The sequence below is a fragment of the Candidatus Omnitrophota bacterium genome (assembly GCA_041650805.1).
In the GTDB taxonomy this organism is placed as follows: Bacteria; Omnitrophota; Gorgyraeia; order 2-01-FULL-45-10; family 2-01-FULL-45-10; genus JBAZKM01.
This window is the reverse complement of record JBAZKM010000002.1, coordinates 73,429-95,113: the sequence shown is the minus strand read 5'-3', so window position 1 is coordinate 95,113 and position 21,685 is coordinate 73,429. Positions and strand designations below refer to the sequence as shown.

The following is a 21,685-nucleotide window of genomic DNA, read 5'->3' as shown; positions in this document are numbered from 1 at the left end:
ATATGAAGAGACTCGATCTTAACAGTGTCAAAAAGGTCATAAGCAACTTCAAGGACGCGAATGTCCTGGTCATAGGGGACCTCATCCTGGACGAATTCATCTGGGGGGATGTCTCGCGCATATCGCCCGAGGCGCCGGTCCCGGTGGTCTGGGTCAGGAACGAAAGTTTCATGCCGGGCGGAGCATCCAACGTCGCCAATAACCTGCGGTCGCTGGGCGCCAATGTCCATGTAGCGGGGGTGGTTGGGGATGACGAGCGCGGCGCGATCCTCAGGGGGGAGCTTGAACAGAGGGGTGTCAACGTGAGGGGCGTATTCACCGACGGGTCGCGGCCGACCACCCTGAAGACGCGCGTCGTGGCCCACCACCAGCAGGTGGTCAGGATAGATAAAGAGAATATCGAACCGCTCGATGACCGAATGGTCTCCAGGATGATAAATTATGTCGAAGAGACGATAGACCGCCTGGACGCCGTCATAATAGAGGATTACGGCAAGGGTGTAATAACGCCCAGGCTCCTGAAGAGGATAGTGCCGCTTGCGAAGGCGCGCAAAAAGATCATCGCCGTCGATCCCAAAGAGGAGCACTTCAGGTACTATCGCGGCATAAGTCTCATAACACCCAATAACCACGAAGCGGCCAGGGCGGTAGGGTTCGAGATAAAGGATAAGGCGACGCTGCGCAGGGCCGGTGCGGCGCTCATCAATAAGATAGGCTGTAAGATCGCGCTCATAACTCTCGGTGAGGACGGGATGGCCGTCTTCCAGAAGTCGAAAGAGATGGAACAGATACCGACCGTCGCGCAGGAGGTCTTCGATGTGTCGGGCGCCGGCGATACGGTCATAGCCAGCTATACGCTGTCGCTGGTCTCCGGGGCGGATGCGATACAGGCGGCCCACATAGCGAACTGCGCTGCCGGGATAGTCGTCGGTAAAGTGGGGATAGCGGTAGTCACGTCCGCGGAACTGATAGAACGCATAAAGAGGGAGTTGGAGAGATGAAAGCGATAGGTGTCATACCGGCCAGGTGGGGCGCGACAAGGTTTCAGGGCAAGGTCCTCGCGGAGCTCCTGGGGAAACCGGTGGTCCAGCATGTGTGGGAGAACGCGAAAAAGGCGAAGACGCTCGACTCGCTGGTCGTCGCCTGTGACGACGAACGTATTATGAAGGTGGTGGAGTCCTTTGGCGGCAAGGCGATCTACACGTCTCCTGCCCAGCCGTCGGGCACCGACCGGCTCGCAGAGGTGGTCAACCCCCTCGATGTCGATATCGCCGTCAATATCCAGGGAGATGAGCCGCTCGTGAAGCCCATAATGATAGATAACCTCGTCATGGCCCTGGAGAGCGAAAAGGTGGCCCAGATGGCGACGGTGATAAAGAAGATAGACGACGAAAGCGAGCTTACCAATTCCAACGTGGTCAAGGCCGTCATAGACAAGAATGGATACGCGCTGTACTTTTCAAGATACGCCATCCCGTATAACCGGACGAACGAGGAAGACAGGAAGAAGAGGCCGGTATATTATAAGCATATAGGCCTGTACGCGTTCACCAAAGATTTCCTGTTCACGTTCAGGAACCTGCCGGAGTCGTCTCTTGAGAAGGCCGAAAAGCTCGAACAGCTGAGGGTCCTGGAGTACGGTTATAAGATAAAGACGGTCGAGACGAAGTTCGATACCATAGGTGTAGACACGCCGGACGATCTCATACGTGTCAAGGAGATGATCCTGCGGGAAAAGTCAGGCGAATAAATGTCCGTGAGCCGCGCCGTTAGCATAGGGAATATCAGGATAGGGCCGGGCAATCCCCTCGTCCTCATAGCCGGCCCGTGCGTGATAGAGTCCGAGGCAAGCGCCATCCGCCATGCGAAGGCCCTCAAAGAGATAGCCGGATCGGTCGGCATCCCCCTCATATATAAATCCAGTTATGATAAAGCCAACAGGACCTCGCTAGATTCTTACCGCGGCCCGGGGTTCAAAAGGGGCCTGGCGATATTGCGGAAGGTAAAGGAGAAGACCGGCCTCCCTGTCTTATCGGACGTCCACTGTAAGGATGAGATAAAAGAATCGGCGAAGGTACTGGACATAATACAGATACCCGCCTTCCTTTCGCGCCAGACGGACCTCATAGTCAGCGCCGCGAAGACCGGCAGGGTAGTGAATATAAAGAAAGGGCAATTCCTCGCCCCGTGGGATATGAAGCATGCCGTCAGGAAGATGGAGTCGGCCGGCACGAAGAAGATACTCCTTACCGAGCGCGGCGTCAGTTTCGGGTACAATAACCTGGTAAGCGATTTCCGGTCCATCCTGATCATGAGAGAGTTCGGTTACCCGGTGATATACGATGCAACGCATTCCGTCCAGATGCCCGGCGGCAAAGGCGACAGGTCCGGAGGGGAGAGCCGGTTCATCCCCTATCTCTCCAGGGCGGCGGTCACGTGCGGCGCCGACGGGATCTTCCTGGAGGTGCACGAAGACCCTGACAGGGCATTGAGCGACGGGCCCAACATGGTTAAGTTGAGCGGTCTCAAAAGCATGCTGCAGGACATAAAGAAGATAGAAGAGGCGACGAAGAGATGTCGAGAGCGATAGCAAAAAAGGTCCTGCGGATAGAGAGCGACGCCGTATCGAAGCTGATAGGGCGTATAGACGGCAACTTTGAACGGGTCATCAACGTCATCTGCCGGATCAGGGGGCGTGTCATAGTGACCGGCATGGGTAAACCGGGTTTTGTGTCGCAGAAGATATCGGCAACGCTATCTTCGACCGGCACACCGTCTTTATATCTCCATCCGGCGGAGGCCCTTCACGGGGATCTCGGCAGGGTCACCAAGGACGACCTGGTGCTTGCCCTGTCGAATTCCGGCGAGACCGAGGAGATAATAAAATTCCTGCCTATGGTCAGGAAGATAGGGGCGAAGCTGGTCGCTATGGTAGGCAACACGAAGTCGACACTTGCGAAGACCGCCGATTACGTCCTGGACGCCTCGGTGAAGAGGGAGGCCTGCCCTATGGGCCTGGCGCCGACCACATCGACTACGGCGATGCTCGCTTTCGGCGACGCGCTGGCGGTGGCGCTCCTGGAGAAGAAGGGCTTCAAGGAGAAGGATTTCGCTTTCTACCACCCGGGCGGCATACTGGGAAAACGGTTGCTGCTCAAGGTTGACGATATCATGCGTAAGGGCTCCGCGAATTCTATAGTCAGGGAAGATATGCCCGTCAAAAGGGTGCTCCTCGCCATAACGAAAGCGCGGGCCGGCAGCGCGAGCGTCGTAAATTCGCGCGGCGTCCTCACAGGCATATTCACCGACGGCGACCTGCGCAGGCATATCGAGTGCGACCCGCATCTGGTCAACCGGAAGGTGAGAGAGGTCATGACCAGGGACCCGATCACCATAAGAAAAGACAGGCTTGCGGCCGAGGCGTTCGACATACTGCGCTCGAAGCGCATCGACGAGATACCCGTCGTGGACGGCGCCGGGCGTCCGGTGGGGCTCCTGGACGTCCAGGACCTGCTGAAGGCGGGGCTCGTATGACGATGCCGCATGATCTCGCGGAGCGGGCCAGGCGCGTCAAGGTCGTCATACTCGATATAGACGGCGTGATGACAGACGGCCGGATCGTTTACGGCATCTACGGGGAAGAGTTGAAATTTTTCGATGTGCAGGACGGGTTCGGCATCTCTCTCCTTAACAGGGCCGGCATAAAGACCGTCATCATAACCGCGAAGAAGACGCGCATAGTCAAGATGCGCGCCAGGGACATGAAGATAGCAAGGACATACCAGGGGTACATAGACAAGATCGTGCCGTTCAATAAGGTGGTTCGGAAATTCAGGGTCAAGCCGGAGGAGGTCTGCTTCATCGGCGACGACCTCATAGATATCCCCGTATTAAAACGCGTTGGTTTCGCAGTTGCGGTCCCGAACGCGGTCGAAGAGGTGAAGGGAAGCGCCCATTACGTCACTTCGAAGGCCGGCGGCCGCGGGGCGGTGCGCGAGATCTGCGACATGATCCTCAAATCCCAGAGCAAGTGGGACCACGTCACGTCGAAGTTCTTCAAGTAAAAGTCACCAGGTCACCAGGTCACCAGGTCACCACGTCACCAGTTAAAGTTTTTACGGGTGACTTTGTGTCCTGGTGACCTTGTGACCAATTCGGTTTGCGTCAGAATTTGTACTCCGCACGTATGCGGAAGAGGTCTTCGATGATGTCCGGCAGGTGGCGGTAGTTCTTGAAGGTGTAGCGGTAATCGAATCCGACGAGGAACGACTCCTTAAAGAGCCATTTCTCCATAGATAGCTTGAAGATATAGTAGTTCTTGTCCTTCGATCTCCTGGCAGGGAAGTTGTAGAACCTGACCTCCGGGCTTGCGGTAAATCTCCAGTCGCGCTTCTTCTCGAACTCGATCTCAGGGATGACGTTGTCATTGTGTATATTGTACGGGTTCGAGACATACGGGAAACGGAACTGCTTGTGGAAGTAGGTGAACTTCAGGTCGAGGGTGTGGTCTTTGATCTCGAAGGCCCTGCATGACCAGTTATTCTCGAATATGAAACCGCCGAAATTATGGTCAAAATCGGCATACTGGCGGGTCATGTTGACATACTTGAAATTTGTCTTTATCCTGTCCGAGAACGAGTGTTTCGTCTTCAGGTGCCAGTTGAAGTATCTGAAATCGTATGAATCCTCCCTCTCCTCGTAGATGATGGTGTTGTCCATCCCTTCTTCTATACCAGCCTCGAAAGTCCGCACGAACGGCAATTCCAGCTTAAACTCGAAAGAGCCGCCGCAGGTGCGCTCGAGGCGGTTGGCTATCTTCTCCCGTTCGATATACTGCAGTTTGTAGAATGCCGCGACCTCAAGCCGCTCATCCAGGAATTTCTTAGTTACATTGATCTTTGAGTTGATCTTGAACTGGTCTTTAGGGGCGTCGGGATAGTGGTATGAGTTTATGCCGCCGTTCACCCTGACGGTCCAGTCCTTCTCCTTTTTGAACGTGATGGGGAAGTCGAGCTTAAACTGGTCATAATTAAGGTCGTAGGCATCGTTGTAATCCTTGTCTTTGAATTCGAAGTCAGGCCCTATCCTGACCGAATAGAGATCGTTCGAGTAGAGGGGCGCCTCGAGGCCCACGGCGGCATAATCGAAATTATTGGAGAGGCCCTGCAGGGTGTCGAAGTCCTTCTTATAGTGCTGGTACTTCACATAGTACGAAGCGTCATCTTTAAGTTTTTGGGAGAATTTGATGTTGTACTTGAGATAATCGAACTCATCGCCGAGGTCCTCTTCCTCGACCAGGCCGCTCGAGCCCTTGCGTCCGAATTCGAGATAGGATTCCAGCCGCCCCGTCTCTGCGAAAAGGGAGGAGGCGGAGGCGATGAAGAGGATCGAGGAGATAATGCATATCGAGGCGCGCATTATAGAACAGATTATAGCATAACCGGACCAATCTTGACAAAGTGTAATAATTGTTATATAGTGTCTGAATAATATACAAAAGTGGTTGATGAAATTTAAATACAGAAGGTATTATCTCTATTATCTTGCAAGGGTCGCCGCGGCGATATTCTCTCTGCTGCCGGTCAGGATGGGGCTCCTGCTGGCCACTCTTATAGGCAGGGCGGCGTTCTTCGTTCTCGTAAAGTACAGGGCCATAGCGATCGAAAACCTGGAGAGGGCCTTCGGCGCCGGGAAGACGAAACGCGAGGTGCGCCGCATCGCAAGGCAGGTATTCGAGAATCTGTGCAAGAACGGGATCGAGCTCGTCAACTTGCCGAAGATGAGCCGCTCCGATATCGACAGGATCGTCAGGGTAGAAAATATAGATGTGATCGACAGCGCCCTGCGGGAGAACAAGGGGATAGTGGTACTGACGGGCCATATAGGCAACTGGGACCTCCTGGCGGTGACGATAAGGGTCAAGGGGTACCAGGGCGTTGTAATAGGCAAACGCATATATTTCGAGAAGTACGACAGGTTCCTCAACGGTCTCAGAAAGAAGCACGACGTAAGGATAATATACAGGGATGAGTCGCCCAAGAAGATACTGAGGGCACTGAAGGATAACTGGATAGTGGGTATCCTGGGCGACCAGGATGTCGATTCGGTGGACGGCGTCTTCGTCGACTTTTTCGGGCGCCGGGCCTATACGCCTGCCGGGCCTGTCCTGCTGGCAAAGGCGAGCGGGGCCGCTCTCATACCGGCGTTCATCATCAGGAGGAACGGCTGCCATACGCTGGTCATAGAGAAACCTATAGAGCTTGCGGATACCGGTGACAAGAAGGCGGATCTCGTCACCAATACGCAGAGATGGTCGGACGTAGTCGAGACATATATAAGGCGTTACCCGGAACAGTGGGTGTGGATACACCGGCGGTGGAAGACCCAGAAGAAAGTGTAAGGTGTAGAGTGGCGGACCTGAAGCGTACAATGCGCCTTTTCTATGTAGCGATGATAGGCCTGGCTGTGATAACGGCTGACGGATGCGCAAAGAAGGAGGCGCCTGTCTCCAGGGAGCCCTCCAGGGAGGAGTCGGATGCGGCCGGTCCTGCCAGCAACACCGGAGTACAGCAGAAGATCCTCTCTTTCAACCTGGAGGGCTTGAGCGATAAAGGCGAAAAGCAATGGGAGGTTACGGGCGAGTCGGCTGAAGCGGTCACGTCTGAAGAGATAAGGATGAATAAGGTGGTGGCCAAGACCTTCGGTGACGAGGCGGAGGCTACGTTGACCGCCGATAAGGGGATATACGACAAGACGAAGAACAATGTGGTCCTGAAAGAGAACGTCAAAGCGGTTATAGAAAATACACAGGGTTTTGCCCAGGGACACATGGACCTTCCCGGAGAAGCGGTCAGCGGCGTTCCGGGAGATAAGAAAGGCGACGATGGGAAGAAGGCGAATACGGAGACCGTCATAACATGCGAGAACGAAGCGGTATTCGATTATGAGAAGAACCTCGCTTATTTCGACAAGAGCGTAAAGGTGGCCTCCAGCGACGGCAATATAGATGCCGACAGGATCACCGTGCACCTCGATACGAAGACGAAGCAGGTCAATGATATCGTTGCCGAAGGTAACGTGAAGATAGCCAGGGGGCCCAATATCACTTACAGTGATAAGGCGATATACAACGAGGGTGAAAAGAAGGTCACTCTCACGGGCAACCCCAGGGTGGTGATAATGCAGGAAGGCGACCTGCAGGAAAAATTCCTTAAGTAAGGCGGGCTTATGCATCTGCTGGAGACGAAGGGACTGGTGAAGCAGTACGGCGGAAGGCGCGTTGTCAGCTCCGTAGATATCAATGTCAAACGGGGCGAGGTGGTCGGGCTCCTGGGCCCTAACGGCGCCGGCAAGACCACGACGTTCTATATGGTCACCGGCATCGTGGCCCCGGACGAGGGCACCATCATCTTTGACAGACAGGACATAACCGGCATGCCTCTCCATATGCGCGCCAGATACGGCATAGGGTATCTGTCGCAGGAGCCGTCCATATTCAGGAAACTGACGGTGGAAGAGAATATAATGGCCGTGCTGGAGACGCTGGGATTCTCCCCCAGGGAGAGAAGAAGACGATGCGATGAATTGTTGAACGAGCTTAAGATAACGCACCTCAGGAAGAATAAGGCATATACGCTTTCCGGGGGCGAAAAGAGGCGCGTGGAGATAACGCGCGCCCTTGTCACGAACCCGCTCTTCATACTCCTGGATGAGCCGTTCAGCGGCATAGACCCCATAGCCGTCGCCGAGTGCCAGGAGATAATAAAGGAGCTCAGGGACAAGGGGTTGGGGATACTCCTCACGGATCACAACGTTAGGGAGACCCTGACCATAACCGACCGCGCCTACCTTATGGCCGATGGTAAGATATTGATAGCAGGGACCAAGGAAGACCTCATATCGAGCCCGCAGGCCAGAGAGATATATCTTGGTGAAAAATTTACAATGTAGATCTTTTGTGATATAATACCGGTCTTATTCTTCGGACAATTACCCAATGAAGATAAAAGCTAAAAATACAGAAGAGTGCGCGACCCTTTTTGAGATCGATGTCCCGAAAGAGACGATCGAAAAGGCATTCGAAGAGGTGTATGACGAGATATCCAAAGTCGCCGCCATACCGGGTTTCAGGACGGGAAAGGCCCCGCGCGACCTGGTCAAAAAACATTACGTGACAAATGCGAAGGAAGAGGTGCTGAAGCGGCTTATCCCGGAGGCCTACAGGAAAGCGGTCGAAGAACACAAGATACGCCCGGTAGGGTTGCCGGAAATAACCGACGTCAATTTTGAAGAGGGCCGAACCCTTTCGTTCAAAGCCAGGGTCGACACGCGCCCGAAGTTCAAGATCAAGAATTACAAAGGGATCAAGGTCGAAAAGAAGAAGACGGTCATCAAAGACGAAGATGTGGAGAAGATGCTGCAAAGTTTACGGGAGATCAATGCCAAATATGTCGCCGAAGACGGACGCCCCGTCCAGCTCGGGGACTACGTTATGAGCGACATGGAATGCTTTGTCGATTCGAAGCCGGCGCATAAGAAGAGGGAGAACGTGTGGCTTTCGGTAGAGAAAGAGTCCTTCATACCGGGCCTTAATGAGAAGATGGTGGGCATGAAGAAGGACGAGGAACGCGATATAGAGGTGACGCTCCCCGAACAGTATCCCGATAAGGCGGTCGCCGGCAAAAAGGCGGTCTACCGCATAAAAGTGAACGGCATAAAGTCCCGTACCCTCCCTGCGCTCGACGATGAATTTGCCAAGGATATAGGTAAGAACAATCTCGACGAAGTGCGGCGCGAGATCAGGTCCGAACTGGAGAACAGGGCGAAGCTCGATTCCGAAGTCGATGTCGAGAACCAGCTTCTCAGGAAGCTGACCGACGATAACGTCTTCGCGGTGCCGTCGGCCATGGTCAAGAGGCAGCTCCATCACATGGTAGAGGATTCAAAGAGGCGGCTCATGGAGAAAGGGTTCAGGAAAGAGGACCTGGATAAGAAAGAGGGCGAGTTTGCCGGCAAGTTCAAGGAAGACGCCGTGCGGCAGGTCCGGCTCATGTTCATACTGGATGAGATCGCCCTGGCGGAGCATATAGAGACGGCGGAAGCCGATGTGGAGAATGCGTTCAAGTCTATCGCGGCTCAAACGGGCCAGGACGTAGTGAAGGTCAGGGAGTACTACGAAAAGGAGGACCTGGTCGATAATCTCGCGGAGAAGATAAAAGAAGAGAAGACGATAAAGTTCCTTCTGGAAAAAGCGGAGATAACGGAAAAGGAATAGAACCGAGGAGGTCCGTATGAGTATCTTGATTCCTATGGTAATAGAATCGACCGGCAGGGCGGAGCGGGCGTATGATATATATTCCCGGCTCCTGAAAGACCGCATCATATTCATCGGGACGGCAATAGACGACAATGTCGCAAATCTGATCATCGCCCAGCTTCTCTTCCTGCAGATGGAGGACCAGGACAAGGATATAAACATATATATCAATACGCCCGGAGGGTCGGTCACGAGCGGACTGGCAATATACGACACGATGCAATTCGTAAAGCCCGCGGTGAATACTTATTGCGTGGGCCAGGCCACAAGCATGGGCGCGCTCCTGCTGGCGGCCGGCACAACGGGTAAGAGGTATGCCCTCCCGCACTCCCGCATAATGATACACCAGCCATGGGGCGGCGTTCAGGGCGCAGCGGCCGATATAAGCATACAGGCACAGGAGATCCTCCGGTTAAGAACGAGCCTCGAGGAGATACTGGCGAAACATACCAAGCAGTCCGTCGAGAAGATAAAGAAGGACAGCGACAGGGACTATTTTATGTCTGCCGAAGAGGCGAAGGCCTACGGCATCGTAGATGAAGTTATAGCAAATATCGCTAAGAAAAAATAGAGATTAGTATTGAGTATTGAGTATCGAGGTTGTCCTCTATACCCTATACCCCATACCCTATACCCAAAATAAGGAGGAGCTTTACGTGGCTAAGCATTATCTGATGACACCGGGTCCTACACCCGTTCCGGAAGAGATACGGCAGGAGATGGCCAGGCCCATGATCCACCATCGGACCAAGGAATACCAGGCCATATTCAAAGACGCGACGGAGGGCCTTAAGAAGATATTCAAGACCTCAGGCGACGTCTTTACGTTCACCTCCAGCGGGACCGGAGCCATGGAGGCCTCCATAGTCAACATACTCTCACCAGGCGACAGGATAGTAGTTGTAAGGGGAGGGAAATTCGGCGAGAGGTTCGGGGATATAGCGAAGGCGTACGGTGTCCAGGTCATACCCATCGATGTTGAATGGGGCACGGCTCCGAAACCGGAGGCGATAAGGGACGCGCTCAAGGCGAATCCCGGCGTCAAGGCCGTATATACTACGCTCTGCGAAACGTCCACCGCTACCGTCTATGATATAAAAGCGGCCGGCGAGATCTTAAAAGGCACGGAGACCCTGCTCGTGGTCGACGTGATAAGCGGCCTCGGGGCAGACGATTTCGAAAATGATGCCTGGGGAGTCGATATAGCGATATGCGGTTCTCAGAAGGGGCTTATGATACCGCCTGGGCTTGCTTTCTGTACGGTGAGCCAGAAGGCGTGGAGATCGGTAGAGACGTCGAAACTGCCCAAGTTCTATTTCAATTTCAAAAAGTACAAGAAATCGTACCTCGATACCGACACGCCGTTCACGTCGGCGATCACGCTCGTCATCGGCCTGAAGAAGGCGGTAGAGATGATCAATAAAAAAGGGATCGACAGCGTGATAAGGGAACACAGGAATATGTCCATGGCGGTCCGCAGCGCGGCAGGGGCGCTGGGCCTGGAGATATTCTCCAGGTCGCCGTCATCGGCCGTTACGGGAGTGAAGACCCCGGAGGGGATGGATGCCGACGCCCTCATAAAGATACTGAAGACCGAATTCGGCGTGACTTTCGCCGGCGGCCAGGAGCAGCTGAAAGGGAAGATATTCAGGGTTGCCCACATGGGCGGGATCGACGAGGAACATACGGTCGAGGCGGTCAAGGCGCTGGAACAGGGACTTGCAAAGCTGGGTCATAAGTTCAAACCGGGTGCCGGCGTGGATGCGGCGAAGAATATCTTATCGAAAAAATAAGGCGAAACGAATTTATCAAAGGAGATTTATATGCCGTTCAAAATTCTGATCAGCGATTCTCTTTCCAAAGAGGCGGTCGATATCCTTGAGAAGGAGAAGGAGTTCAAGGTAGACGTAAATACCAAGCTCACCCCCGACGAGCTGAAGAAGGCGATAAAGAACTACGATGCCCTTGCCGTCAGGAGCGGGACGAAGGTCACCAGGGAGATAATAGAGGCCGCCGACAGGCTTAAGGTCATAGGCAGGGCCGGTGTAGGGCTCGACAACGTGGACGTAGAGGCTGCCTCTAAGAAGGGCATCATCGTAGTCAATACGCCGGGCGGGAATACCATCTCGACGGCGGAGCATACGATGTCGATGATGCTTGCCCTCTCAAGGAACATCCCCCAGGCCGACTGTTCCATGAAGAAGGGCGAGTGGGAGCGCAAGAAATTCATGGGCGTGGAGTTGTACGGAAAGACGCTCGGCATCCTGGGGCTTGGCAGGATAGGTACCGAGGTCGCAAGGCGCGCGCTCAGTTTCGATATGCGCGTCGTCGCGTACGACCCGTATCTTTCGCTGGAGAAGGCGAAGGAACTGGGAATAGAATCGGTAAACCTTAAGACACTTTTTAAAGAAGCGGATTATATTACGGTCCACACTCCGCTCACCGAAGAGACGAAGGGCATCGTCTCCGATAAAGAATTCGATATAATGAAGAAGGGCGTGAGGATCATCAACTGCGCCCGCGGAGGGATCATAGATGAAGGGGCTCTTTCCAGGGCCATAGAGGCCGGTAAGATAGCCGGCGCCGCCCTCGATGTCTATGAAAAGGAGCCGCCGAAGGACTCGAAGCTTCTGAAGCTTGATAAGGTGGTGCTGACCCCGCATCTGGGCGCGTCCACGGAAGAGGCGCAGGTGAATGTGGCGATCGACGTAGCCAATACCATAAAGGACATACTCCTGAACCGCTGTATAAGGAACGCCGTGAATATACCGTGCGTAGATTCCGAGATACTCAGAACGATCGAACCGTATCTCAAGCTTGCCGAGAACATAGGTTCTATGCACTCCCAGCTTGCCGACGGGCACATCAAGCGCGTGAAGATAAGATATGTAGGCGATATCATAAAATACGACCTTGCGCCTTTTACCGTGTCCCTGGTTAAAGGCATGCTTACGCCTATACTGCAGGAGACGATAAATTTTGTCAACGCCCTTGTCATAGCGAAGGAGCGGGGCATAAATATCATAGAGACCAAGACGGCCGAAGTCCAGGACTTCGCAAGCCTGATATGGGTAGAGGTCGAGACGGAAAAGACCACCAACTCGATAAGCGGGACTTTGTTCACCAAGGTCGACCCCAGGATCGTGAAGATAAACGAGTTCTATGTCGACTGCGTGCCCCAGGGCTACATGCTCGTCGTCTTCAATAAGGACGTTCCCGGCATCATCGGGCAGATAGGGACCATCCTCGGCAAGAACAAGATAAATATAGCCGGCATGTCATTCGGCCGCGAGGATAAGGGAGGAAGGGCCATCACGGTACTGAATGTCGACAGCGAGGTCTCGAAAAAGGTGCTGGATGAGATCCGCAAGGCGAATAATATAGAGGAAGTCAAGCTGGTCAAACTGTAGCAGATACAGCACGCGGAAGCGTGCGGAGGAGATACGGAGATACGCATGAAAAAAGAGCATAAGATACGAATAGTAGATGTCACGAACAGGGACGGCGTGCAGACGTCGAGGCTGGGCCTCGCGAAACTGCAGAAGACGATGATAAACATATACCTGAATGAGATGGGTGTATCTCAGTCGGAATTCGGTTTCCCGGTCACGCGCCACGAGACGAATTACCTGAATGCCAACCTGGAGCTTGCCAGGATCGGTTTCCTGAAGCCGATCGTCCTGAGCGGATGGGTCCGGGCCATACGGGAAGATGTCGAAAAGGCATGCGCCGTGACCAGGGTGAAGAACCTGAACCTGTCGATCTCGACGTCCAACCAGATGATACAGGGGAAATTCCTCGGAAAATTCTCGAAAGACGACGTGATAAAGATGATGACGGATGCGGTAGACACGGCTAAGAGGCTCGGGATAGAGTTCGTCGGCGTGAACGCGGAGGACGCGTCCAGGACCGACATCGACTACCTCATAAAGTTCTCCAGGGCCGCCAAAAAGCACGGGGCGGACAGGATACGGTACTGTGATACCCTTGGCTATGACGACCCTTTCACCATCTATGAGCGCGTAAAGATACTGGCGGAAGAGGTGAAGATACCCCTGGAACTGCATTGCCATAACGACCTCGGCATGGTCGTCGCCTGTTCCGTGGCAGGCGCAAAGGCCGCCATAGACGGCGGGGTGGACGCATACATAAATACGACGGTCAACGGCATGGGCGAACGCGCGGGGAACGCGGACCTTGTAAGCGTGATACTTGCGTTAAAGTATTCGAGCGGTTTCAAGGACAGGTATGTGCTTGACGAGAATATAAAACTTTCGCACGCGTGGAAGATCGCGAAGTATGCCTCCTACGCTTTCGGCGTACCGATACCGGTAAACCAGCCGGGCGTCGGAGCGAATGCGTTCGCGCATGAATCCGGGATACACGCCGACGGCGCCCTCAAGGACCGTAGGAACTACGAGCTGTACGATTACGAATCCCTGGGGAGGGGCGAGCCAGAGATCATAGAGACCGGGAGGCAGATCACGGCCGGTGAATACAGCGGCATAAAAGGTTTCAGGAACGTATATGAGAAACTCGAAATAAAGTTCAAGGACGAGAAAGAGGCTACCAAGATCCTCGAGCTTGTGAGATATGCCAACGTCCATACGCAAGAGCCGTTGACAGAAGATGAGCTCAGGTTCATAGCCAGATATCCGGACATAGCGAAGAAGATCTTCACGATGGCCCCGTAGGGTATTTATGAAAAAGAGTCCATTGATTCCGGCGGTAGCTGTCCTGGTCCTGTTGCCGGCGGTCGTCCTGGCCCAGACCGAAAAGGAAGGGCTTATACCCAGGTTATGGAAGAAGCTCACCGGGAATAAGAGCAGCGCGGTGTCTGCCAAAACGCCTTTAACCCCCGGGAAGCCTGCCGCCGCCCCGCAACCCCAGCCGGCCAAAATAGTCATTTCCGACGAAGATGCGGCCCTTGCCCCGGACCCGGGCAAGGCGGAACTGAGCAAGGAAGACATGATAAAACGCATCAGCGGAACGCTCGAATTCGAAAGGGAGATATTAAGCTATATCCCGGAACTTAAAACGGCTAAAGACGCGGAAGGCAAAGAGTCGATATCGTATATGGTCAACGGAAAGCCGACACCGCTTGAAGAGCTGGATAAGGAAGCCGTGAAGAAGATACTGATCAGGGTAAATCAGGCGGCGAACCAGATACGGGCCCAGAACATCTCCCAGCAGCTCGAAGTGATCGCGCAGGCACAGCGTATCCAGGCCACGCGCATCTCGACACCGACCACGCCGCCTGCCCCTCCGAAGATCATGCAGCCGCCCGCTCCGCCGCCGGTGACACCCGCGCCCGTTCAGCCTCCTCCGAGGCCGCCTCAGATACCGCAGGCGACGCAGAGACGTTAAATATAAAGGTAAATATATGCCGAACATAGTAATAGTTGGTGCGCAGTGGGGAGACGAAGGTAAGGGGAAGGTCATCGATATATTTGCGGCAAAGGCCGATCTGATAGTGCGATATCAGGGCGGCAATAATGCCGGCCATACTGTCGTGATAGGAGAGGACTCATTTATACTCCACCTGGTGCCTTCAGGCATACTTCATAAAGGGAAGATGTGTGTCATCGGGAACGGTGTGGTCGTCGATCCCAGGGCATTCCTGGAAGAGATAAGGATGCTGGGGTCGAAAGGGATCAGCGTGAAGGGCCGTCTCCTCCTGAGCGAAAATTCCCATATCATATTCCCTTATCACAGGAAGCTTGATGAGCTCAAGGAGGAGAAGCGGGGAAAGATAGGTACGACCAAAAAAGGCATCGGGCCGTGTTATGCCGACAAGGTTGCCAGGTCCGGCATACGGTTCGTGGACCTCCTGAATAAGGACGTCTTCCGCGAGAAGCTTAAGAGCAACCTGGATGAGAAGAACGCTATATTTACGAAGATTTACGGCATCGACGGATTTTCTTACGATGACATCTATAAAGAGTATTCGGGATATGCGCAAGATATAAGAGAGTACGTCTGCGATACGACGCTTCTCCTGGATGATGCGGTGAAGTCGGGTAAGAAGATCCTCTTTGAAGGGGCGCAGGGGACGCTCCTGGACGTAGACCACGGGACCTATCCGTTCGTGACCTCGTCCAACTCCACGGCGGGCGGCGCGTCGACCGGCACGGGCGTCGGCCCTACAAAGATCGACAAGGTCGTCGGCGTCGTGAAGGCCTATACGACGAGGGTCGGCGAGGGGCCGTTCCCGACCGAATTTTCCAAAGACCTTATGAATAAGATACGGGAAAAAGGGAAGGAATTCGGCGCTACCACCGGAAGGCCCAGGCGGTGCGGATGGTTTGACAGCGTCATAGTGCGCCATTCGGTCAGGGTTAGCGGCATAGGGGAGATAGTCGTCACGAAGCTCGATGTACTGGACGAGCTCGACTCGATAAAGGTATGCACCTCTTACAGGTACGGCGGAAAGACGTATAAGGAATTCCCGTCGGACATGAAGGTCCTGAGCGGTTGCGAACCGGTTTATGAGGAGATGGCCGGATGGAAAAAGGATACGACCGGCATAACTTCATACTCTATGCTCCCGCGTAACGCAAAGGCCTATCTGAAGAGGATACAGGGGCTCGTCGGGACCAGGATAGTCCTCATATCGGTCGGGTCCGAGAGGGGTCAGACATTTAAAAAGGGGGCATAGGGAAGCGCCCTCGGCCTTTCCCGTATTGCGCCCCCGCATGACGGCCTTGACTTTGAAAAATCAGGGTGGTACTATGAGACAGTCCAACGGGAGGATCTCTTTATGAAGCGTATTATGGCATTGTGTGCGGCCGCGATATTCGTTGCATTCGTCTCTTCGGGATGCGCGGTCAATTTCTATAAAGGAAAACCGGAACAGGAGAAGCAGATAAAGAAACTTACCAGCGAGGTGAATGAGCTGGAAGAGGCGAGGAAGATGCTGGAGGACCGGCTCGCAAATGAGATCAGGGATAAACAGATCCTGCTCGAATTGGCCTCCAGGGGCCTTATCATCACCATGGCCGATGAGATACTCTTCGATTCCGGCAAGGCGCAGCTCAAGAACGACTCCCATTCCGTCCTGGACAGGGTCTCTTCCGTGATAAAGGAGAAACTTCCTGACAGGAATATAGGCGTAGAGGGGCATACCGATAACATGCCTATAAGGCGTTCCGGGTGGAAGTCGAACTGGGAATTATCCACTGCGCGTGCCACGAGCGTACTCCATTATCTTATAGACGTGTGCGGCATAGAGCCCCAGAGGCTTTCCGCCATCGGGTACGGCGAATACAGGCCGGTCGCCTCCAATGATACCAAAGAGGGCATGTCCAGGAACCGGCGGGTGGAGATAGTCATACTCCCGAAAGAGATAACGAAGAGCTCTTACGAGAACGATCAGGCAAAGATATCGGACGCGGCCAAGGCAGAGGAAGAGGCGAAGGCCGCGGAGCAGGAAGCGTCAATAAAATAATCGCGTAATATCATAAATGCGCGCATACAATATAACGACGGGGGATTGCGGGAAAACGTAGTCCCCCTTTGTCGTTAGAAGCGGTTTCGGGGGCAGTAATTATGCTTCAGCACGTCGCGATAATAATGGACGGGAACGGGAGGTGGGCCGAAAGGCGGCATCTGCCTAAACTTGCCGGGCACCGCGCCGGCGTAAAAGCGGCCGAGCAGGCGATAGAAGGGGCGCGTGAGCTGGGCATAAAAGTCCTGACCCTGTACACCTTCTCCACGGAGAACTGGAAAAGGCCCAAGAGGGAGATAGAGGGCCTCTTCATGCTCCTGGATGAATATCTCGACAGGGAGGCGGACAAATTCAATAAGAACAATATACGTTTTTCGGTAATAGGCCGTATAGACGCCTTGCCGCAGGCCACACAGGTAAAGCTGGAGAAGATGATCCGATCGACAAAGGATAATACGGGCCTCATACTTAACCTGGCGCTCAATTACGGCAGCAGGACGGAGATGATCGACGCGGTCCGTTCGATCGCTGCCGATGTGGCGGAAGGTAAGACGCCCATCGGTTCTATAGATGAAAAACTCTTTTCCCGGAACCTGTACACGAAAGACCTGCCCGACCCGGATCTCATGATACGGACTTCCGGCGAATCCAGGATATCCAACTTCCTGCTGTGGCAACTGTCCTACTCGGAGCTTTATTTCATGAAGAAATTGTGGCCGGATTTTAAAAAGAGCGACCTCAAAAAGGCGGTATCTGAATACGGGACCAGGGAGAGGAGGTTCGGCGCTTAATTCTATGCTTGAGAAGAGGATAGTGACATCGATATTGATAGTGACCCTTGTAGCCATCATAATGTTCTTCTTCCCCAACTGGGTCTTCGCGCTGCTTGCGTCTATTATGGTAGGATTCGCCCTGTCCGAATTCTTCTCTCTTGTAGAGAAGAAAGGCGTCTCCGTCTATAAGTATCTTGCGGTCACGATAGGTATGCTTATACCCGTCATCGTATACCTGGAGATGGGCACGGAAGGCTACTTCGATATAGAGCCTTTCTTCATCGTCTTCGCGTGCCTTTTTATATTTGTCCTGCAATTCATAAGGCGCGATAGCTCACAGGCGCTCACTAGCATTGCCGTGACGATGTTTGGCCTGCTGTACATAGCATGGTTCTTCTCATTCTTCATAAAGATAAAATTCCTACCTCAGGGGACGCTCCTTGTGGCGTTCCTGGTGCTTACCACGAAGATGGGGGATATAGGCGCTTACCTTGTGGGGACGTCTGCCGGTAAGCATAACCTGATACCCAGGATAAGTCCCAAGAAGACGATAGAAGGCACGGTAGGCGGTCTTATCTTCAGTGTGGCGAGCGCAGTGGCAAGCAAGGCCTACCTCCCGGGTTTTTCTTATACCCACCTGCTCACCCTGGGGGCGCTCCTCGGCATACTGGCACAGGTCGGTGATCTTGCGGAATCCCTCATCAAACGCGATTGCGAAGCGAAGGACTCCGGCACCGGGTTGTCCGGCTTCGGCGGTTTCCTGGACCTGATCGACAGTCTTCTCTTCACCGCGCCCATATTCTATTTCTATATGAAAGTAGTGATACGATGAAAGAGCGGATAGCCATACTCGGATCTACCGGTTCGATAGGCACCAACGCGCTGGAAGTGATAAAGGATCTCAAAGATGACCTTAAGGTGTCGGCGCTCTCCGCGGATTCCAGCGTAGACCTCCTCGCGGCGCAGGCAAGGCGTTTCCGGCCCGGGATCATATGTGTCGGCAGCGCCCAGGCGGCAGGGCGTATAAGGTGCATGGTCCCGTCTTCCACAAAAGTGGTGTACGGCCCCCGCGGCCTTACCGAAATAGTTTCGAGAAGCGATGCAGACAGGATACTCTTTGCCGTAAGCGGTAACCATTGTCTCGTCCCGCTGGCGCGCGCCATAAAGCACGGGAAGAAGGTCGCCCTTGCTAATAAGGAAGCGCTTGTGAGCGGCGGCTCGATACTGATGAAACTTGCCCGTGATCATAAAGTCGAGATCGTGCCTGTCGACAGCGAACACAGCGCCATCTTTCAATGCCTCGAAGGGAAACGCGGGTCCCTGAGGAAGGTCTACATGACCGGCAGCGGAGGGCCTCTTTTGAATATACCAGGGTCAAAGTTCGATTCGCTTTCGCGCGAGTTCGTTCTGAAACATCCGAAATGGCGCATGGGCAGGAAAGTATCCGTAGATTCCGCCACGATGATGAATAAGGGCCTGGAGGTGATAGAGGCCCACCACCTTTTCGGGGTGCCGGAGAGCTCTATAGATATACTGATACACCCGGAGGCGATAGTGCATTCCATGGTCGAGCTGGTAGACGGGACCGTCTTCGCCCAGCTTGGGGTGCCGGATATGCGGATACCGATACAGTACGCGTTGACATACCCTTCGCGTTCCGGGAGTAAGGCAAAACGGCTGGACCTCCTGAGATCAGGTCCGCTCACTTTCATGAAGCCGGACACCGGGAGATTCCCGTGTCTCGGCCTGGCGCGTGAGGCGGCCCGGAGAGGCGGCACGCAACCGGCGGCCTTAAGCGTAGCCGACGAAGAGGCGGTGGCGGCATATCTGAAATGCAGTATAGAATTTTCCGGGATCCCCTGTATAATAGAAAAGGTGATGGCCAGGCATAAAAATATAAAAGACCCCACTCTCGACGATATCATCGAAGCCGGGGAGTGGGCGCGGGAGGAGGCGCGACGACTTTGTTATCATTAATCTCGTTCCTTGTTGTATTGAGCATATTGGTCCTTGTGCATGAATTAGGCCACTTCATAGCGGCAAAACGGTGCGGTGTCAGGGTCGAAAAATTTTCTTTCGGTTTCGGGCCGAAGCTATTCTCGGTGAAGAGGGGAGATACGGAATACCTCGTATCGCTGGTCCCTCTCGGCGGGTACGTCAAGATGGCAGGCGACGAACCGGGTGAAGCTATTACGCATCAGAAGTGGGAATTCATGTCGAAGAAGGTGTCCGAAAGGTTCGCCATAATATTTGCCGGGCCCCTCCTCAATTACTTTCTCGCGTTCCTTATATTTTCCGTCATATTCATGTTCGGGAACCCGACGCTCACTACGGAGGTGGGCGGCCTTTTGAAAGGATACCCTGCCGAGGGGAGCCTTGTGGTCGGCGACAGGATAACGGCTGTGAACGGCAGGCCGGTGAAGTACTGGGAAGACATGACGGAGATAATACACCGCCAGGTCGACGGCGTCCTGACCCTTTCCGTGCAGAGGGGGGATAGCATCTCCAGCGTTGAGATAAGACCGGTGGTGCGGAAGACGAAGGATATTTTCGGTAAGGAGACGAAGATAGCGCTCGTGGGGATCTCGCCGTCGCAGAAGATAGAGAAGATCAGATACGGCCTGTTCGAATCTTTCGGCAAGGGGTGGGTCAAGCTGATGCATCTCACCGCCATAACGTACAAGTCGCTCTTTGCCATAATCACCGGGCAGCTCTCTTTCAAGGAATCGATGACAGGGCCTATAGGGATATTCGTGATCACCGGCAAGGCTGCCGAGCTCGGCCTCATATACCTCCTGCATCTGATGGGGATACTGAGCGCCTCGCTGGCGATATTCAACCTTCTGCCGCTGCCGGTGCTGGACGGTGGGCACATAATATTCCTGGCGCTCGAAAAGGTCAGGGGCAAACCGCTCTCGGCAAGGTCACAGGAGATGATAGCCAACGTGGGCGTGAGCCTACTCATACTTCTTACGGTCTTCGTCTTTTACAACGACATCATGAACTTCAGGATAGCGGAAAAGATGGGCGGGTGGTTCAAACGATGATAAAGCGGAGGAGATGCCGGGTCGTCAGGGTTGGCGGCGTGAAGGTAGGCGGCGATGCGCCCGTTTCGGTACAGTCGATGACCAAGACGAAGACATCGTCACTCGAAGATACCGTCAGGCAGATAAAGGCACTCGAGAAGGCAGGCTGCGAGATAGTGCGCCTTGCTGTAAAAGACCCGGATGACGCGAAGGCGCTTAAGGAGATCAAGAGGCGTACAGATATCCCGGTCGTCGCGGACATACATTTCGATCATCGCCTCGCTCTGGAATCGATCAAGTCGGGAGCGGATAAGATACGGCTCAATCCCGGGAATATGCGTAAGGTCGACGAGATAAGGGAAGTCGTGCGGTCGGCAAAGAGGGCGGGGATACCGATCCGCATAGGGGTCAATTCGGGGTCGGTCCTTCCGGTCCACGGTCCACGGTCCACGGTCCACGGGAAAAACGTCGCTTCTGGACTTGTTGAGGCGGCGCTTCGGTATGTCAAACTCTTTGAAGAGATGGATTTTTATGATATAATAATCTCTCTCAAGGCGTCCGATGTCGTGTCGACCATCGATGCCTATCGCCGGATAGCGGCGCGGTGCGATTATCCCCTCCATCTCGGTGTCACTGCGGCTGGACCCCATGATTCCGGGATAGTCAAATCCTCCATCGGGATAGGAACGCTTCTCCTGGACGGCATAGGCGACACGATACGTGTTTCGCTCACGGCTGACCCGGTAGATGAAGTCATCGCGGCGCGCAGGATATTGAGCGCGGTGGGCCTTCGTAGATTCGGCCACGATATCATATCATGCCCGACCTGCGGCCGCTGCCAGGTCGATCTCGGGCGGATCGTCAGAGAGTTGGAAAGAAAGCTCACGGCCCAAAGCCCAAAGCCCAAAGCCCACGGCCCACAGCCCCTGACCATTGCAGTCATGGGGTGCGAGGTGAACGGACCGGGAGAGGCGAGGGAGGCCGATATAGGCATCGCGGCAGGGAAGGGTTCGGGGGTACTGTTCAGGGACGGAAAGATCCTGAAACGGCTGAAAGAGAAGGATTTTGTAAAAGGGATTTTAAAGCTCATAGCCCAAAGCTCATAGCCCATAGCAGGATAACA

The 21,685-nt window shown here is 54.1% G+C and carries 22 protein-coding genes; 21 read left to right on the top strand and 1 reads right to left on the bottom strand.

Annotation, left to right across the window (positions count from 1 at the left end):
* Window positions 1-2: 2 nt before the first annotated feature.
* From rfaE1 to WC515_01960, 5 genes are read left to right on the top strand one after another with little or no spacing between them, the layout of a single operon-like run.
* Window positions 3-1,001: a D-glycero-beta-D-manno-heptose-7-phosphate kinase gene (gene rfaE1 / locus WC515_01980; GenBank protein MFA5146134.1), complete on the top strand. Its 999-nt coding sequence runs from the start codon at window positions 3-5 to the stop codon at window positions 999-1,001.
* A complete protein-coding gene (gene kdsB / locus WC515_01975; protein MFA5146133.1) occupies window positions 998-1,750 on the top strand; it encodes a 3-deoxy-manno-octulosonate cytidylyltransferase in 753 nt (250 codons plus the stop codon). The genes rfaE1 and kdsB overlap by 4 nt, the downstream gene beginning before the upstream one ends.
* Window positions 1,751-1,756: 6 nt before the next feature.
* On the top strand, window positions 1,757-2,590 hold the full coding sequence (kdsA, locus tag WC515_01970; GenBank protein ID MFA5146132.1) for a 3-deoxy-8-phosphooctulonate synthase: 834 nt from the start codon (window positions 1,757-1,759) through the stop codon (window positions 2,588-2,590).
* Window positions 2,575-3,534, top strand: coding sequence for a KpsF/GutQ family sugar-phosphate isomerase (locus WC515_01965; GenBank protein MFA5146131.1), 960 nt, complete (start codon window positions 2,575-2,577; stop codon window positions 3,532-3,534). Before kdsA ends, WC515_01965 begins: the two co-directional genes overlap by 16 nt.
* The gene (locus WC515_01960; protein MFA5146130.1) at window positions 3,531-4,064 is read left to right on the top strand and encodes an HAD-IIIA family hydrolase; all 534 of its coding nucleotides are present in this window, start codon (window positions 3,531-3,533) and stop codon (window positions 4,062-4,064) included. Before WC515_01965 ends, WC515_01960 begins: the two co-directional genes overlap by 4 nt.
* Window positions 4,065-4,164: 100 nt before the next feature.
* Here WC515_01960 and WC515_01955 read toward each other — a convergent pair whose 3' ends face one another.
* Window positions 4,165-5,418 carry a hypothetical protein gene (locus tag WC515_01955; GenBank protein MFA5146129.1) on the bottom strand — a complete coding sequence of 418 codons (1,254 nt, stop codon included), beginning with the start codon at window positions 5,416-5,418 and terminating at the stop codon, window positions 4,165-4,167.
* Between the two features lie 88 nt (window positions 5,419-5,506).
* Here WC515_01955 and WC515_01950 point away from each other — a divergent pair, with 88 nt between their 5' ends.
* The 16 genes from WC515_01950 to ispG all read left to right on the top strand — a co-directional run bounded on the left by WC515_01950 (window position 5,507) and on the right by ispG (window position 21,668).
* On the top strand, window positions 5,507-6,400 hold the full coding sequence (locus tag WC515_01950) for a lysophospholipid acyltransferase family protein (GenBank protein ID MFA5146128.1): 894 nt from the start codon (window positions 5,507-5,509) through the stop codon (window positions 6,398-6,400).
* A gap of 29 nt (window positions 6,401-6,429) precedes the next feature.
* On the top strand, window positions 6,430-7,218 hold the full coding sequence (locus tag WC515_01945; GenBank protein ID MFA5146127.1) for an LptA/OstA family protein: 789 nt from the start codon (window positions 6,430-6,432) through the stop codon (window positions 7,216-7,218).
* A 9-nt stretch (window positions 7,219-7,227) separates the two neighbouring features.
* Window positions 7,228-7,950: an LPS export ABC transporter ATP-binding protein gene (gene lptB / locus WC515_01940; GenBank protein ID MFA5146126.1), complete on the top strand. Its 723-nt coding sequence runs from the start codon at window positions 7,228-7,230 to the stop codon at window positions 7,948-7,950.
* 46 nt (window positions 7,951-7,996) lie between these two features.
* Window positions 7,997-9,274 carry a trigger factor gene (gene tig, locus WC515_01935; protein MFA5146125.1) on the top strand — a complete coding sequence of 426 codons (1,278 nt, stop codon included), beginning with the start codon at window positions 7,997-7,999 and terminating at the stop codon, window positions 9,272-9,274.
* A 16-nt stretch (window positions 9,275-9,290) separates the two neighbouring features.
* Window positions 9,291-9,887, top strand: a complete 597-nt coding sequence (gene clpP, locus WC515_01930) for an ATP-dependent Clp endopeptidase proteolytic subunit ClpP (protein MFA5146124.1) — start codon at window positions 9,291-9,293, stop codon at window positions 9,885-9,887.
* A gap of 85 nt (window positions 9,888-9,972) precedes the next feature.
* Window positions 9,973-11,109, top strand: coding sequence for an alanine--glyoxylate aminotransferase family protein (locus tag WC515_01925; GenBank protein MFA5146123.1), 1,137 nt, complete (start codon window positions 9,973-9,975; stop codon window positions 11,107-11,109).
* Between the two features lie 30 nt (window positions 11,110-11,139).
* Entirely contained in the window at window positions 11,140-12,726 is a 1,587-nt protein-coding gene (gene serA / locus WC515_01920; protein ID MFA5146122.1) for a phosphoglycerate dehydrogenase, read from the top strand.
* A gap of 45 nt (window positions 12,727-12,771) precedes the next feature.
* Entirely contained in the window at window positions 12,772-14,010 is a 1,239-nt protein-coding gene (locus WC515_01915; protein ID MFA5146121.1) for a homocitrate synthase, read from the top strand.
* 7 nt (window positions 14,011-14,017) lie between these two features.
* Entirely contained in the window at window positions 14,018-14,683 is a 666-nt protein-coding gene (locus WC515_01910) for a hypothetical protein (GenBank protein MFA5146120.1), read from the top strand.
* A gap of 16 nt (window positions 14,684-14,699) precedes the next feature.
* Window positions 14,700-15,974 (top strand): adenylosuccinate synthase, encoded by a 1,275-nt coding sequence (locus WC515_01905; protein ID MFA5146119.1) that lies wholly within the window; start codon window positions 14,700-14,702, stop codon window positions 15,972-15,974.
* 102 nt (window positions 15,975-16,076) lie between these two features.
* Window positions 16,077-16,763, top strand: coding sequence for an OmpA family protein (locus WC515_01900; protein MFA5146118.1), 687 nt, complete (start codon window positions 16,077-16,079; stop codon window positions 16,761-16,763).
* Window positions 16,764-16,864: 101 nt separating this feature from the next.
* On the top strand, window positions 16,865-17,554 hold the full coding sequence (locus WC515_01895; protein ID MFA5146117.1) for an isoprenyl transferase: 690 nt from the start codon (window positions 16,865-16,867) through the stop codon (window positions 17,552-17,554).
* A 4-nt stretch (window positions 17,555-17,558) separates the two neighbouring features.
* Complete coding sequence (locus tag WC515_01890; protein MFA5146116.1) at window positions 17,559-18,368, top strand: phosphatidate cytidylyltransferase; 810 nt, start codon at window positions 17,559-17,561, stop codon at window positions 18,366-18,368.
* Window positions 18,365-19,513 carry a 1-deoxy-D-xylulose-5-phosphate reductoisomerase gene (locus WC515_01885; protein MFA5146115.1) on the top strand — a complete coding sequence of 383 codons (1,149 nt, stop codon included), beginning with the start codon at window positions 18,365-18,367 and terminating at the stop codon, window positions 19,511-19,513. Before WC515_01890 ends, WC515_01885 begins: the two co-directional genes overlap by 4 nt.
* On the top strand, window positions 19,501-20,583 hold the full coding sequence (rseP, locus tag WC515_01880) for an RIP metalloprotease RseP (protein MFA5146114.1): 1,083 nt from the start codon (window positions 19,501-19,503) through the stop codon (window positions 20,581-20,583). Before WC515_01885 ends, rseP begins: the two co-directional genes overlap by 13 nt.
* Window positions 20,583-21,668, top strand: a complete 1,086-nt coding sequence (gene ispG / locus WC515_01875; GenBank protein ID MFA5146113.1) for a flavodoxin-dependent (E)-4-hydroxy-3-methylbut-2-enyl-diphosphate synthase — start codon at window positions 20,583-20,585, stop codon at window positions 21,666-21,668. Before rseP ends, ispG begins: the two co-directional genes overlap by 1 nt.
* Window positions 21,669-21,685 lie beyond the last annotated feature (17 nt).